The 13,889-nt window shown below is 48.5% G+C and carries 13 protein-coding genes; 6 read left to right on the top strand and 7 right to left on the bottom strand.

From position 1 onward, the window contains the following. Positions 1-2: 2 nt before the first annotated feature. Both LEPBO_RS38785 and LEPBO_RS0130555 read left to right on the top strand, forming a co-directional pair. Positions 3-827 carry a sensor histidine kinase gene (locus LEPBO_RS38785; RefSeq protein ID WP_017291412.1) on the top strand — a complete coding sequence of 275 codons (825 nt, stop codon included), beginning with the start codon at positions 3-5 and terminating at the stop codon, positions 825-827. Between the two features lie 2 nt (positions 828-829). After that, positions 830-2,473, top strand: coding sequence for a serine/threonine protein kinase (locus tag LEPBO_RS0130555; RefSeq protein WP_017291411.1), 1,644 nt, complete (start codon positions 830-832; stop codon positions 2,471-2,473). Here the strand turns inward: LEPBO_RS0130555 and LEPBO_RS41940 are convergent. The 3 genes from LEPBO_RS41940 to LEPBO_RS38770 all read right to left on the bottom strand — a co-directional run bounded on the left by LEPBO_RS41940 (position 2,470) and on the right by LEPBO_RS38770 (position 5,445). After that, complete coding sequence (locus tag LEPBO_RS41940) at positions 2,470-3,153, bottom strand: M15 family metallopeptidase (RefSeq protein WP_017291410.1); 684 nt, start codon at positions 3,151-3,153, stop codon at positions 2,470-2,472. The two genes, LEPBO_RS0130555 and LEPBO_RS41940, sit on opposite strands and share 4 nt — an antisense overlap. Positions 3,154-3,288: 135 nt before the next feature. Continuing rightward, positions 3,289-4,935: a protein kinase domain-containing protein gene (locus LEPBO_RS38775; protein WP_017291409.1), complete on the bottom strand. Its 1,647-nt coding sequence runs from the start codon at positions 4,933-4,935 to the stop codon at positions 3,289-3,291. A gap of 216 nt (positions 4,936-5,151) precedes the next feature. Next, positions 5,152-5,445 carry a WGxxGxxG family protein gene (locus tag LEPBO_RS38770; protein WP_017291408.1) on the bottom strand — a complete coding sequence of 98 codons (294 nt, stop codon included), beginning with the start codon at positions 5,443-5,445 and terminating at the stop codon, positions 5,152-5,154. 244 nt (positions 5,446-5,689) lie between these two features. On the opposite strand from LEPBO_RS38770, the gene hemE reads away from it, so the two are divergent. Both hemE and LEPBO_RS0130530 read left to right on the top strand, forming a co-directional pair. Further along, positions 5,690-6,751, top strand: coding sequence for a uroporphyrinogen decarboxylase (gene hemE / locus LEPBO_RS0130535; protein WP_017291407.1), 1,062 nt, complete (start codon positions 5,690-5,692; stop codon positions 6,749-6,751). Positions 6,752-7,030: 279 nt separating this feature from the next. Continuing rightward, positions 7,031-7,978, top strand: a complete 948-nt coding sequence (locus LEPBO_RS0130530) for an NAD-dependent epimerase/dehydratase family protein (protein ID WP_017291406.1) — start codon at positions 7,031-7,033, stop codon at positions 7,976-7,978. A gap of 104 nt (positions 7,979-8,082) precedes the next feature. Here LEPBO_RS0130530 and petL read toward each other — a convergent pair whose 3' ends face one another. After that, on the bottom strand, positions 8,083-8,175 hold the full coding sequence (gene petL, locus LEPBO_RS41320; protein WP_017291405.1) for a cytochrome b6-f complex subunit PetL: 93 nt from the start codon (positions 8,173-8,175) through the stop codon (positions 8,083-8,085). A gap of 203 nt (positions 8,176-8,378) precedes the next feature. After that, complete coding sequence (locus LEPBO_RS0130520; protein WP_026149036.1) at positions 8,379-11,045, bottom strand: DEAD/DEAH box helicase; 2,667 nt, start codon at positions 11,043-11,045, stop codon at positions 8,379-8,381. A 194-nt stretch (positions 11,046-11,239) separates the two neighbouring features. Between LEPBO_RS0130520 and dnaA the strand changes: the two genes are divergently transcribed. Together dnaA and LEPBO_RS38765 are read left to right on the top strand one after the other, a co-directional pair. Beyond that, positions 11,240-12,631: a chromosomal replication initiator protein DnaA gene (gene dnaA / locus LEPBO_RS0130515; RefSeq protein WP_026149035.1), complete on the top strand. Its 1,392-nt coding sequence runs from the start codon at positions 11,240-11,242 to the stop codon at positions 12,629-12,631. 115 nt (positions 12,632-12,746) lie between these two features. Continuing rightward, positions 12,747-13,190: a hypothetical protein gene (locus LEPBO_RS38765; protein WP_081614815.1), complete on the top strand. Its 444-nt coding sequence runs from the start codon at positions 12,747-12,749 to the stop codon at positions 13,188-13,190. 50 nt (positions 13,191-13,240) lie between these two features. Here LEPBO_RS38765 and LEPBO_RS0130505 read toward each other — a convergent pair whose 3' ends face one another. Together LEPBO_RS0130505 and LEPBO_RS0130500 are read right to left on the bottom strand one after the other, a co-directional pair. Continuing rightward, positions 13,241-13,579 carry a HepT-like ribonuclease domain-containing protein gene (locus LEPBO_RS0130505; RefSeq protein WP_026149034.1) on the bottom strand — a complete coding sequence of 113 codons (339 nt, stop codon included), beginning with the start codon at positions 13,577-13,579 and terminating at the stop codon, positions 13,241-13,243. Next, positions 13,569-13,859: a nucleotidyltransferase family protein gene (locus LEPBO_RS0130500; RefSeq protein ID WP_017291400.1), complete on the bottom strand. Its 291-nt coding sequence runs from the start codon at positions 13,857-13,859 to the stop codon at positions 13,569-13,571. Before LEPBO_RS0130500 ends, LEPBO_RS0130505 begins: the two co-directional genes overlap by 11 nt. Positions 13,860-13,889: the final 30 nt, after the last annotated feature.

Genomic DNA, 13,889 nt, shown 5'->3' with positions numbered 1-13,889 from the left:
CGATGAGTTGGATGAATTTGGTTTGGCTAGCTGGCGGCTTGGGAATTGGATTTGTGGGGGGTTGGTGGGCGAAGCGATCGTCTAAAGTCGCATCCTCTACTCCCGATCGCACATTGGAATTGGCGTATCAATCCGCACTCGAACTTGCGCAATTCAAGGCAGGATTTTTAGCCCGCACTTCCCACGAGTTACGATCGCCCTTAAGTGGATTAATCGGTTCGCAGCAATTAGTTCTAGGCGATCTCTGCGAATCGCCTGAAGAGGAGCGCGAATTTATTGAACAGGCGAACCTATCCGCTTTAAAGCTCGTGAAATTATTGGATGAAGTCATCCATGTTTCTAAAGTCGAATATGGAACCAGCCCATTAGACTTTCAGTCTGTTTCCGTCAGTGATGTGTTTGACAATGTCTTTTCTTTAACGCATCTATTAGCAGAAAACCGGAATTTGCGATTTCAAATCGTGTTACCAGAACCCGATCTGGATGTGTTTGTCGATCGCAAAACGCTAGAGCAGATTTTAGTCAGTTTGATCAGTAGCGCGATCGCAACAATGCAGGAAGGCACGCTCAAGCTCTCAGCTCACATAGAATCCGAATTTGCAGTGATTGAGCTAGAAGATCAGCGACCGATCGAGGTATGGCGAGAAGCGATCGATCTGCTCAAAACCGAAGCTCCAAAAGATTTAGACCCACCTTCTCTGGGATTTCGCCTGCTGATGAACCAAACTTTGGTCGAGGTGATGAACGGTCGGTTAGAGTTAGGAAAGTTGAACGAAACCGTCACACAACTGCGGTGCGTTCTTCCTCGAAATGCGGTTCAATCTTAGGCATGGATTCACTCATCGGTCAGACAATTTCAAACGGCAAGTACACCCTGCAAGAAGAAATCGGGCGGGGAGGATTTGGCATTACCTTCAAAGCCGTTCATCACTTTTTGGATCAAACCGTCGTGATCAAAACGCTGAATGAAGCTTTGAAGGCAGAGAAAAACTTTGCCGATTTTCAGCGCAAATTCCAAGATGAAGCCCGACGGCTTGCGACTTGTATTCATCCCAATATTGTCCGGGTCAGCGACTTTTTTGTTGAAAACGATCGCGCTTACATGGTGATGGATTACATTCCAGGGCAGACCTTGGAAGACTTAGTCTTTCCCGATCGACCGCTGCCCGAAGCGATCGCAATTCGCTACATCCATCAAATCGGCTCAGCCCTTGAAGTCGTTCACCGCAACGGTCTGCTGCATCGAGATATCAAGCCGCAAAACATCATTTTGCATGAGAAAACTCAAGAAGCAATTCTCATCGACTTTGGAATTGCACGAGAATTTACACCGAATCAAACCCAAACTCACACGCAAATGATGTCGGTCGGATATGCACCAATCGAACAGTATTTTGCTCAAGAAAAACGCAGTCCTGCTAGTGATGTTTACGGTTTAGCAGCAACCCTGTATGCATTAGTCACCGCCAGAATTCCGACGGCATCAATTTTACGCGATCACGAACAGATGCCCGAACCCAGAGAGTTAGAACCTTCGATCAGCCCAGGCGTGAATCAAGCCATCCTGCGCGGAATGGCGATGAATGCCAGCGATCGACCTGCGACGATCGCGCAATGGCTAGAGCTATTGCCCCTGTCTAGCCCAACGGTGACTCAGCTTAGCTCAACGGTGACTCAGCCCCCCAAACCGGGAACTTCTGCAACCGTTGTCGTGCTGCCTGCGCGTGAACCGATGACGACGATCGCGAAACCGGGATTGCGAGCCGTTTGGCTCCTTGCTGCTTTATCAGGATTAACGCTCACTGGAGTCGCGATCGCGATTCTCTGGTGGCAATCCCGCCAACCCCCGGCACCACAACTTACGCTCAATTCCCCAAGCCCCTTGCCCTCGGTTTCTCCTACCCCTTCTGCACCACCGAAACCTACGCCTTCTGAAACACCAAAACCCAAACCGAGCGTTGCTGCATCGCCCACTCCGACACCCGCACCCCAGCCTGTGCGGATCGATCCATCCCTGCCAGCGCCGATTACAGAAGAAGCTCCCACCGCCTCTCGAGCTAATCCGAGTCGCGTTCCAGGCTTTGCTGTTGGCACTTCAGAACGAGAGGTGCGAGCCGCACTAGGAGAGCCTGCCCAAACGAAACCGGGCTATTGGCAAAATACTCGCAGCGTTTTGTATGAGGTTGTTCCCGATCGCATTACCTTGGCATATTTATACGATCGCAATAGTAACCAAGTCAGACAAACTGAAGCCTCCTTTGCTCAAGCTGTGGATAATTTGACCATGCAAGTCACAGTCAATGGCATGTTAGGCAGTGAAGCAAATCCAGAAGTGATTGAGGCGTTGAAGCGAGTTTATCGCAGACAGAGCAATCTCCATAATTTCCAACAGGGCAATCTGCAAGGAGTCATTGCCCGGAATGAACAAGATCGGATTTATGTAGGCGTTTGGGAGGCAGGCTTGCATGACTAATATCCGCTTTTGTGAGCAACAGAAAAAATTTGTTCTGCTCTTGCACTCCCGACATACCGCCAGTGCCAAGGTTCAAAGCTCACGCCCTGCTTGTTATTGCGTGGGAAGGATAGCTCAAATCCATATTGATCAGCCGTCGCAGCTAACCATTGATACGCCCGAGTGTTTGCAAAGCTGATCTGTAAATCCGTATCGGGGCGTTGCCGATCAGCAATATCGATCGCATAGCCTGTATGATGTTCGCTGTATCCGGGTGGAGCGCTCCATTTTGCCGCTGCTTGTTTGCTGCCTCGACGGGCAATCTGTTGCTTCCATAATCCAGTCTGCACCGAGACAGACCGAAATCCAGAAATGGGCATCAGCGACACACCTGATTTTCGAGCCGCGATCGCCATCTGCTGAAAAGCTTGAACGGCTTCAACATCCATCGATTCAGACCTCGAAGAGCGGCTACGGACAAACTGACCGACCGTTTTCAATCGCGATGGATCGTCTTCTCGATAAGGAAAGTGTCCGTAGGAAGGTCGCATCGTGCTAGCTGGTACAGTTCGTACCGGAATCTCTAGCGTTTCTGTCTGTGAAACAACGAATTGTGGAATCAGTCCAACAATAGTGCTGGTTGTGAGAGCCGCGATCGCCAAAAATCGCAACAGCTTTAGAGATATCCAAGAGAGTTTCATCCAACGTCCTCGCGCAACCTAAGATCAAGCCTATGGTCTTCTTCGATAGCATCATTCATGGTTTCAGCATAATTTCCGCAAAAAGTAAGAAATGTTCAGCAATCTAGCGGAACGGGTACTTGAAAATACACTCGTCTAAAATTTCAGTTGTCCTTGATGAATGAAGCCTGGAGTTCCGCACACATCTGTTGTGTACCAATCTCCTTTCCGTTCATAAACGTTAATTTCTTGCTTTTCTCGCACGGCACAAAGAATCGCTCCATTCGGCGAAGCTCTGACATTCGAGGGTGGATCAATTACAGTGGCAACGTCTGCTTTGGAGACTGAATCTTGCGGTACTGTTTGACCACAAATGCGCGCTAGCATTTGCTCAGTTGCAGCAGATTGAGGACGATTCACCTGTTGTTCTGGCAAGCTTTTCCAAGTCCCGCTCGCACAGTCGGTTTCTGCTCGAACTTGTTCGGCATCGAGATAGTACACAAAGCGAATCACCGCAGGATTACTGGCATCGATCGAACAAGTATCTAAGGTCAACGTTTGCGATCTCAATGTTGTTCCTGTTTGCAATCTGCACGATGCGTCGATCGCGGGTACAGGTTTAGCAGGCGGCTCAGGAGGCTTTGCGGGTTGCTCAGGAATTGGAGAAGGCTTTGACTGCGGCGGTTCGCTGGGTAAAGGTGCAGGAGATGGATCGAGAGATGGCTTCGGAGACGGAGATGCGATCGCGTTCTCGACTGGCGAATTCGAGATGATCGGAGTCGATCGGCTTGTGAAGTAGGCAATCAACCCAGCGATTCCCGCCAGAGAAGCTACGGCTACGCCAACAAATGCCCATTGCCAAGTCCAGGGAGATCGTGCCACAGAGGGCGGTTGGGTTAGAGGTGTTGGCGCAATCTGTATCGTATCGTTAGGGATTTGAGATACAGACGGCAGGATCGTCGAGGGTGGAACTGCACCGGGCGTTAATGCGATCGCCATGTCTTCTGCGCCTGCAAATCGTTGATTGGCGTAGGGCTGAATTGCTCGATCGAGGACTGCTGCAAAGTCAGGACTCCCATTCGGAGCATACTGCTGCCACAATACTTTTCCGGTCATCGGATCATTATCTAGCTGTTGTGGCTGTCTGCCAGTCAGCAGATAGATTGCAGTTAATCCCAAGCTATACAAATCACTGGAAAATACGGGACGACCTGCCATCTGTTCCGAGGGTGTATATCCAGGGGTGCCAATTACGATCGAATGGGTTGGATTCCCGCTAGCACTCATTACCGTATTGATCGTTTCTTTGACGGCTCCAAAGTCAATCAAAACGGGTTTTCCGTCCGAATGCCGCAGAATGATGTTGTCGGGTTTGATATCGCGATGGACAATGCCTTGACGATGAATATCTGAAAGCGTGGGTAAGAGATCCAGTAAGAGCGATCGTGCTTGCCTCTCACTAAACACGCCTCGCGATTCGACGCACTGTGTCAAGGTTTCGCCTTCGATCCATTCTTCTACCAGGTAGAACTCTTCTCCTTCGGCAAAGTAAGCATAGAGCCGTGGAATTTGATGGTGATGTTCTCCTAATTGTTCGAGAATTGCGGCTTCTCGTTGAAATCGCTCTTGGACGAGTTGATGAATTTGGAGATTGTCATGAATGGGTTTGAGTTGCTTGAGAACACATTTTCGTCTCGAAGGCATTTGAGTATCTTCGACCAGGTAGGTTTTGCCAAATCCTCCCTCTCCCAAAACATTGAGAATGCGATATCGATTGCTCAGAAGATTGATCGGACTACTCATGCATCAAATTTCTCGAACTGAGGAATATCTCATTTTACAGTCTGAAATTTTGCTTCGTATAGTGCTTACTTTTCTTGCTATTGAACAGCACGAGATTGCATCAAGGCTGAGCTTTAAGTCGGTATCTGGATGTTGTGAATCAGCCCTATCAATTTAAAAAACTCCGAGCTTCTGCAAGCCCGGAGTTCTGGAATATCCCGAAGTTCTGGGATACGTTTAGTAGCGATCGCGGGTACTCGATACATCAGCAGGATCGCGATATGCTGTTGCCGACGATGACGACGAGTACTCATCGCGACTGCTCTTGCGTCCCATCAAACCAAACAGACCCAACAACCCTAACAAGCCCCAATAGCCATTCCGACCTTCTTGATGATAATCAGCATCAACCGCAGTCGTTCCAGTTCCAGTTCCCGGTTCGCCAGGAGTGGTTTGGCTCATCGCTGGCAGAGACAACGGAGCAAGAATCAAAGCAGATACAATTGCAAACTTTGCAGCAAAATTAGACATGATTTATAAACCTCGTTTCACCTTGAACGACTCCAGCGTAGAAATTTTGAACCCCCGTTAAATCTGACTAAAGCTTGAGATCCCCTCTGTTAATAGGGACATTTCGTGGTAAAGAACCCTCTTCACTTAGCAGCATGAATATTTCAAAACCGTTACATTGATTGGGTTTGCGGCACAACGCGATCCCGTCCGGTGATAGGCTAAGAAACGTAGAAAACAAAAGGATTTATTAAGAGGCTTCTCCATGACGGGTTCTTCGCACCTTCCACTTTTGTTACGGGCAGCACGAGGCGAGGCGTTGGATCGTCCGCCAGTTTGGATGATGCGACAGGCTGGTCGCTATATGAAGGCATATCGGGATTTGCGCGATCGCTATCCGTCATTCCGGGAGCGGTCTGAAATTCCAGAAGTCGCGATCGAAGTCTCGCTGCAACCGTGGCGCGCATTTAAGCCCGATGGAGTGATTTTGTTTTCAGATATTGTGACTCCTTTACCGGGGCTAGGTATCGAAATGGATATCGCTGAAGGGAAAGGACCCATTATCGCTGATCCGATTCGCTCTCAGGCTCAGGTGGACAAGCTCCATCCTTTGGTTCCTGAAGAGACGATGCCGTTTATTAAAACGATTTTGAATTCGTTGCGCGAAGAAGTGAAGAACGAGGCAACTGTTCTCGGTTTCGTCGGTGCGCCTTGGACGTTGGCAGCATATGCGGTGGAAGGAAAAGGGTCGAAAACCTATTCGGTGATTAAGAATATGGCGTTTTCTGATCCAGCCATTCTGCATCAGTTGTTGTCGAAATTGGCAGATGCGATCGCAACGTACGCTTGTTATCAAATCGATTGCGGCGCGCAAGTGATTCAGATGTTTGATTCTTGGGCGGGTCAGCTTAGCCCCCAAGATTACGATACGTTTGCATTACCGTATCAGCAACAAGTCTTCCGCAAGATTAAGCAGGTTCATCCGGAGACTCCGTTGATTCTGTTAGTGACCGGAAGCGCGGGTTTGTTAGAGCGGATGTCGAAAGCAGGCGCGGACATTTTGACGATCGATTGGACAGTCGATATGGCAGATGCGCGTGCCAGATTGGGCAAAGATGTGAAAGTGCAAGGAAACCTTGATCCAGGCGTATTGTTTGGCTCGAAGGAATTTATCCGCGATCGCATTCTCGACACGATTCGCAAAGCAGGCAACCGAGGACATATTTTGAACCTGGGTCATGGCATTTTGCCGAATACGCCTGAGGAAAATGCAGCTTACTTCTTTGAGACTGCAAAACAAGTTGATCAACTCCTGAGCGCTGTCTAATCGCTTTGATTCGAGAGTTTAGCCCCCTAAGTCCCCCAATCTGGGGACTTTGAGCAAGAGAAATTATTCTGACTTGAGAAATTTCTACCGTTCAAAGTCCTGCAAATTTGGGAGATTTAGGGGGCTGGATCTGTTTTAAACGTCGCGAAAACACTGACCCTACTGATTCACTGAAAAGACAGGTGAAAGGATCAGAAATAGGCAGAAGCGTTTATTCTGTTTATTCATAGGGATTTCCTCACACGTAATCATGTCTTTCATCCATCATCACCTCCCCCAATGACCAAGCGAATTTTTGTGACAGGTGCAACAGGTTGCATTGGTCACTACCTTGTTGAAACCCTGATCCAAGAGACTGAGCATGAATTATTTTTGCTAGTTCGGGATGCCCGAAAGCTCAAGATCGATGTGACTTTCAGACCGAATGTGACTGTGATTCAATCTGATATGCAGGAGATTGAGCAGCATCGGGATTTGTTACAGACGATCGATTGTGCAATCTTAGCGGCAACCGCTTGGGGTGGAGATGCTGTTTATGACGTGAATGTGGAGCGGAATCTGCAATTGATTTCCATGCTTGATCCAAATCGGGTGGAGCAAATTCTCTATTTTTCGACTGCGAGTATTCTCGATCGTCAAAATCAACTCTTGCCTGAAGCGAAGGAAATGGGCAATGAGTATTTGAAGTCAAAATATCTTTGCTATGAGCAATTAGAGCAGTTAGAGATCTCTAAGAAAATCACCAAACTCTTTCCAACTTTAGTGATTGGAGGTGGAGATCGATATCCTTATTCAGCCATCACTGCCGGAATTCCCGGCGTCGCGAAATGGGCGAAATTAATTCGGCTGTTTAAAGCGGATGGAAGTTTTCACTTTACACATGGACATGATATTGCCCAGGTTGTGCGATACTTGGTCGATCATCCCGCACCGGGACAAAGTTTAGTTTTAGGCAATGCAAAAATTACGGTAAATCAAGCGATCGAGGAATTGTGTGATTACCTGAAATTACGCCCCTTGATGAATATTCCGCTCTTGTGGATGGCGGATATTATCATCTTTCTGTTTCGGATTCAGGTGGGCGAATGGGATCGGTTTTCGATGAAATATCGCCACTTTACACATCTGAATCCAGTGAGTCCGGCATCCTTTGGGATGGCGAATTATTGCTCGACGATGGAGGATGTGTTGAAGTTGAGTGGGGTGAAGAAAAGGTTAGGGAGATAGAGGAGTAGGAACTGGAAAAGTGGAAGATGGGGAGAATCGTGTGCGATGTTTCGCAACAGGCAACAGAAGAAATTGTTTTAACTCTCCCCATTCCCCCATCTTGCCTAGATGAGCTTGATCGAGCGGAAGGCGAGAAATAAGCCATAAGCAACCGCGATCATGCTGCCAACTAATGCAAAGTAAGTGACTACTGCCATAAATTTTGTCTCCTAAGACTCCTAACAAAACTATACAGAATATTGCGATCGCTTGGATCGGAGCTTGTATATCTGATGAGTGCAACGCAATAAAGTGAACTGCTGCCGGAATTAGGTCTGCGATCGTTCGAGTTTCACTCCCGCATAGCAAACCAAGACGATGTGGTTAGTGCTTCCCTCGAAACACTTCAGGAAAAGTAATGTCACTCCACACTTTCATTGACCGGGAAGCGATCGAGTAATTGAATTGCCCGTCCCGCGTTCGCCTTCAAAGCATCGGAAACGTGGGGCGTATGCGGAATCTGCGACAGAAAATCCAACGTCCGCCGCAACAATCTCACTACATCTCCCTCATCCAAGCTCGTATTCTTACACAACTCCAACCAATCGACTCCTAAAGCCCACTGCTCGACCAATCCCACCATTTCATCTTCTAGCCACACCGGAAGCACGACCTGATACCGCCGCTGCACCTGAAACAGTTGCCGTCGCACCCGTCTTAACTCGCTCAACGCTTCTAGCACAGGTTCCGACACGTCATAGCGAGTCCAACTATCCGGACGCGAAACCTCGGTTACTAAGGCAGCACAAGCGGTCGCCAAGTGATGCGGATCAAGATGATCCAAATCATGCGACATCAGCGCCAATCCTAACCACAGTTCGTTATCTCCGCGAATTGCAGCCGTCGCTTCTCCAAGAATTGTCGGAGTCAAATCATCCAGACATCCAAACTTCCTGAGTACCTCGATCAGCGCCACAAATTCTTCCCAGTGTCGTTGAGATTGACGATCGAGTTTTTCTTGTCGATCGTCAATCTCACTTTGCAGCATTTCTATCCGCTTCTGCCGCTTGATAATTTGGGGACGATCGCCCCACTGATGCACTGGATGCGCCTCAAGCTGAGCCTGAACAGCATTCAACCTTTGCTTCTGCGCGTAAACTTCCGGCGCATCATCTGGCAATCCGGCGGGGTCGGGAATCATTTGTGCGATCGCTGCACTTTCTTCTGTTCCTCGACGCGCCTGTCCTGGTTTAAATACCAACTCCGGAGGTGGGGTCAACCCATCGACTTCCTGCAATCGCGGAATCTCACCTCGAAGGGCAACCACATCTGCGACGCTTGCCACATACCAGCGATTGTTCTGCCCCAAACAGACAAAGTAAGGAAACTGCCCAGAACCAGGAGCCTTCATCACCAAAACGGCTGGAATTAGTGTGGAGCCATCTCCTTTCAGTGTTAAAGCAGTTCCGGCAACAGCAAAAGAAAGTGCGATCGCCCGTTCCCCTGCTTGCATATCATCTGCTTGACTCTGCAACGTTTTCAGCAAGCGCTTCTCTTCTTTGATTCGCCCTTGTAGCTTTTCGTATTGCGTCAAAAGCTTCCAATCAATGTCAGAAACGATCGTTTCAAGTTGTTTTAATTCGAGCTTACAGCGATCGAGTTCTTGCTGTTGCGGGCGTAAATAAAGCGTTGACAAATATTGTCCAAAACTGCGTTCGATCAATTCTTTTACTTCTTCGATCGAATGCGTTTGCAACAAATTCAACACCATCCCATAACTGGGTGTGAACTGGCTGACTAATGGATCGGCTCCAGACGTTGCTAAATACGCCGCTTCTTTTGCCCCTTCAAACGGCGTTTGTACCGTCACAACATAGCCTTGATCGTCCATGCCGCGTCGTCCTGCCCGCCCTGACATTTGCAGAAACTCGGAAGGATTCAGCAATCGATGCCCTGCATCTGTCCGCTTAGAAAGACTGGAAATCACCGTCGTTCTCGCAGGCATGTTAATCCCCGCTGCCAGTGTTTCTGTAGCAAATACGACTTTAATTAAACCTTCTTGGAACAGTTCTTCGACCAACCCTTTCCAAGCCGGGAGAATTCCAGCATGGTGAGCGGCAATGCCGCGATACAGCGGTTCAACTTGTCCTGCCCGTCCGGCTTCAGGATTACGATCGAGAAAATCATCAATCCGTTTTTTTAACCTTGCCGTTTCCACGTCATTCACCAAGGTTAAAGCACCCAGTTCATTGACCGCTTTATCACAACCCCGGCGACTAAAGATGAAATAAATCGCCGGGAGCATATTCTTCGCGCTCAGTTGGCTAATCGTAAATGCCAAACTGGGCGGTTCTGGGCGAGTTGCTCCGCGTTGATTTGCCCCTCTTGGACGGTACTGAGCGCGCTTCGGCTTCAGTTTTGGACTCATTTTCTTGCCCGTCTCATCCAACAGTGGAAACAGCCCCTTCGGAGTGCAGAATGAGAATTGCAGCGGAACCGGACGAAAATCTGAATAAATTAACTCCGTCTCACCATGAACTTGCGAGATCCAATCGGTTAATTGATCACTATTTGCTACGGTTGCCGAGAGTGCGACGAGTTGGATCTCAGGCGGACAGTAAATAATCGACTCTTCCCAAACTGTGCCGCGCTGGCGATCGTTCATGTAATGACATTCATCAAGCACAACCGCCTCTACGCCAATCATTGAAGTCCCAACTTCCCCGATCGGTGTGCCATACAGCATGTTGCGAAAGATCTCAGTTGTCATCACCACGATCGGTGCGTCTCGATTGATTGAAATATCTCCCGTCAGCAACCCGACATTTTCGGCTCCAAACGTTTCTCGAAAATCTCGTAACTTTTGGTTTGAGAGGGCTTTGAGCGGCGTGGTGTAAAACACTCGTTTCCCACCTGCGAGTGCGCGATGAATCGCATATTCCCCCACTAATGTCTTTCCTGATCCGGTCGGGGCGCAGACGACAACGGATTTTCCGGCATCCAGTGCAGCGATCGCGCTCAATTGAAATTCGTCGAGTTCAAACGGGTAGAGCTTAGAAAGATCAACTCTGGAAGGGGAAGTGTTCACCACGGAAAGCCAAAAGGTAAGGACTAAAAATCAGATAAAAGTCTTAAATGATTTTACGCTCTCATGCTAACGTAAGCGATCGATATTACCGCAGAATGCGGTTTTGATCGAAAAAAAGTTCGCTTGATCGCTTCGAGGCAAAATGCAATAGAGTAGATTATTCTATGCTTTGGTCTGGGGTTCGGAGCGCAACTATGGCGGTAGACAGTTCGATCGATAGAATGTGGTCTGAAGTTCTGGACGTTTTGGCCCTCAAGTTCAGCCGCCCAACGTTTGAGGCGTGGGTGAAAACGGCGATCCCTGAAGAGCTGACAGAAACTTGTTTAACGTTGAGAACCTCGAATCCATTTGCCAAGAACTGGATTCAGAAGTACTACATGAAAACGATTCTCGAAGTCGTTCACCATGTTCTCGGTCGTCCGGTCGAGGTGCAATTTCGGTTTGTGCCTGATCCGGATGCGGTGGTCGAGGAGGATGCCGATTTGTTTTATCCGTTCATGACGGAACCTCCGCCGATTAATAACCAGTTACCTGCTCAGGGTCAAGCGAGCAAGTCTACTGACCTCAACTCGAAATACGTCTTTTCTCGTCTCGTTGTCGGGCCGAATAACCGCATGGCACATGCCGCGTCGCTGGCAGTTGCCGAATCTCCCGGACGAGAATTCAATCCTTTATTCCTCTGCGGTGGGGTCGGACTGGGCAAAACTCATTTGATGCAGGCGATTGGGCATTACCGTCTTGAGATTTCTGCGGATGCGAAAGTGTTCTACGTCTCAACTGAGAAATTTACCAACGATTTGATCACAGCCATTCGTAAAGACGATTTGCAGAGTTTTCGCGATCGCTATCGTGCTGCTGATGTGCTCCTCGTCGATGACATCCAATTTATCGAAGGCAAGGAATACACCCAAGAAGAGTTCTTTCACACCTTCAATACGTTGCATGAAGCAGGCAAACAGGTTGTGCTCGCTTCGGATCGCCCCCCGAATCAGATTCCTCGCCTGCAAGAGCGGCTCTGTTCTCGCTTTTCCATGGGCTTAATCGCCGACATTCAACCGCCCGATCTCGAAACTCGGATGGCGATTTTGCAGAAGAAAGCGGAATACGAGAACATGCGACTGCCGCGGGAAGTGATCGAGTACATCGCCTCTAGCTACACCTCGAATATTCGAGAATTAGAAGGCGCACTGATTCGAGCGGTGGCATATATCTCAATCTCTGGGTTGCCGATGACCGTTGAGAATATTGCGCCGATGCTGAATCCACCGATCGAGAAAGTTGAAGCCTCTCCTGAAGCGGTTTTGAACTCGGTTTCAGAGGCGTTTGGAGTGTCGATCGAGGATCTCAAAGGCAACTCTCGCCGTCGAGAAATCAGCGTTGCTCGACAAGTTGGGATGTATTTAATGCGTCATCACACTGAATTGAGTCTGCCAAAAATCGGTGAAGTGTTTGGGGGCAAGGATCATACGACGGTCATGTACAGTTGCGAAAAAATCGGACAATTAAAAGAGAAAGACTCCAGCATGGCGCAAACCTTACGGCAACTCAGCGATCGCATTCAGCTTGCAAGCCAGGGGCGAAAATAAGGGTATAGAGAATGCCAATGATCCTGTCTTGAAACTGTCCATCACCCATGACAGATCAGAAAAAAGCCACTAGAGTGTAGTGGCACAAACTTTAAGTTCTTGTTTTTTACGTAAAGTGTCTGATGTTCTGACTCAGCTTAGCCACGGGCAATCGCTGATAGTGAATAGCCGTAGACGAAATGGATTAATTATTTATAAGCAGTTTCATGCGGAGTTTGCAGGTCCAGGTGCGGCGGTCGGAAATTTATTCGATCGAGATTGCAAAGGGGTGTTGGCAGTCGGAGATCTGTCATTAGTGTATCCAAAAGCTCACGATGAGCGGCAGAAGGCTTATTTAATTCGTCGGCAATGGATTCGTTTAACGCAGCAGATTACAGATAATGCGCTGCCGTTTCAGCGCGCGCAAATGATCCTGAATCAATTTGAAAATTATTTTGGAGCCGAATTAGTGTCCCGCTTACCGAGCGAAGCGTTTGCGCTAATGGTCGGCGTATTGCCTCAAACGATCGAAATCGTCCGCTACTGCCCTGATCACCCATCCATAAAAGGGCGCAACTAAAACTTCTCTCCTTGCATCCTTACAATGATGTGCAACCTTTAGCTTTGTCCTCAAGGGTCTAGTAATTGGCGAAGAGAAAATTCCAATGAAACAAGGTCTTCTTGAATCGTTTGCCAGATGATAGACAAATTCACTTGAAAGTACTCGTGAATCACGATATTCCGCATTCCGCGCATGTCGTTCCAGGGAATTTCAGGGTGTGAAGCTTCTAAGTCAGGTGGAATGATACGAACTGCTTCACCAATCATGGCAAGGTTATACAAAACGGCACTGATCGTCTTTCGATCGGCTTGGAACTGTTCAAACGTGATCCCGTTTGTAAACTCTCGGATCTCCACGATCGCAGTTAGCACGTCTCTGACTCTATTTTGCCAATCTCTAGAAGGCACGGATCGCCTCCCGAAAAACGGGTTCTCGCAAGTAAGGTTTGAGAGAGTCAGGCGTGCCCAGATCAACCGGGCACTCTAAAATCTCTTCCAGATATCGCTTCAAGCGTACAAACGTGAATAACCCGACCGGACGATCAAACTCTACTAGCAGATCCACATCGCTGTCTGTTCGCCCTTCATCCCGTGCCACTGAACCGAACAGCATGAGAGACTTCACGCCAAAACTCTTCAGCGTTGTTTGATGGTTTGCCAGTACTGCAAGGGCTTCTTGTTGACGCATAATCCAAGCTGTAACGAAAGGAAAACCTAC

Source organism: Leptolyngbya boryana PCC 6306 (genome assembly GCF_000353285.1).
In the GTDB taxonomy this organism is placed as follows: Bacteria; Cyanobacteriota; Cyanobacteriia; order Leptolyngbyales; family Leptolyngbyaceae; genus Leptolyngbya; species Leptolyngbya boryana.
Note: the sequence above shows the minus strand (reverse complement) of the source record. Positions and strands in the feature narration are given on the sequence as shown.